Origin of the sequence: Mesorhizobium sp. M7A.T.Ca.US.000.02.2.1, from assembly GCF_003996995.1 — a bacterium.
Classification (GTDB): Bacteria; Pseudomonadota; Alphaproteobacteria; order Rhizobiales; family Rhizobiaceae; genus Mesorhizobium.
Genome location: NZ_RZTT01000901.1, coordinates 1 through 509 on the forward strand (window position 1 = coordinate 1; position 509 = coordinate 509).

The 509-nt window shown below is 61.3% G+C and carries 1 pseudogene; it reads right to left on the reverse strand.

Annotation, left to right across the window (positions count from 1 at the left end):
* Positions 1–108: 108 nt before the first annotated feature.
* Positions 109–509 (reverse strand): annotated as a pseudogene (locus EOD15_RS35360) (plasmid mobilization relaxosome protein MobC); the annotation flags it as partial.

Genomic DNA, 509 nt, shown 5'->3' on the forward strand with positions numbered 1-509 from the left:
CGGTCCAGGAGAAGTATGAAAGGCCGTGCGCGAACGCGACTGCATAAGTCGAGCGATCCGCCCGGGCAGGAATTACAGGCTTGGGCCAGGGATCGTAGGTGGTCAGGTTCATTCTTCCATCCTCGGCGGCATCCAGCGGTTCTGGGCGGCGGCAAGCAGTGCCTGGACCGCAGCGACATGCGTGGAGATTTTGGCACGCAGCGCGTCGAGCTTTTCGACCGTCACGCTGTCCTTATAGCGATCGTCCCGATGAAGGGCATGGGCCAGCTGGTTCACGTTCCGACCGATGGCCAGCATGTTGCTGTTGGACCGACGAAGAAGCTCCGCTTCCTGGTTCGTGGGGTGCGGCTGATCGAACAAAGCTGTCCGAATCATGTTGACGATCCAGACGTTTCGACGCCACCCCATCGCCTCGGCTCTGGCGGTCACCGCTGCAAATTCTGACTCCTTCAAGGCCAGCCGAATGTATCGGGTCGCCTCATCCCCCTCGGCGTCTTCCGCCCCTGCCT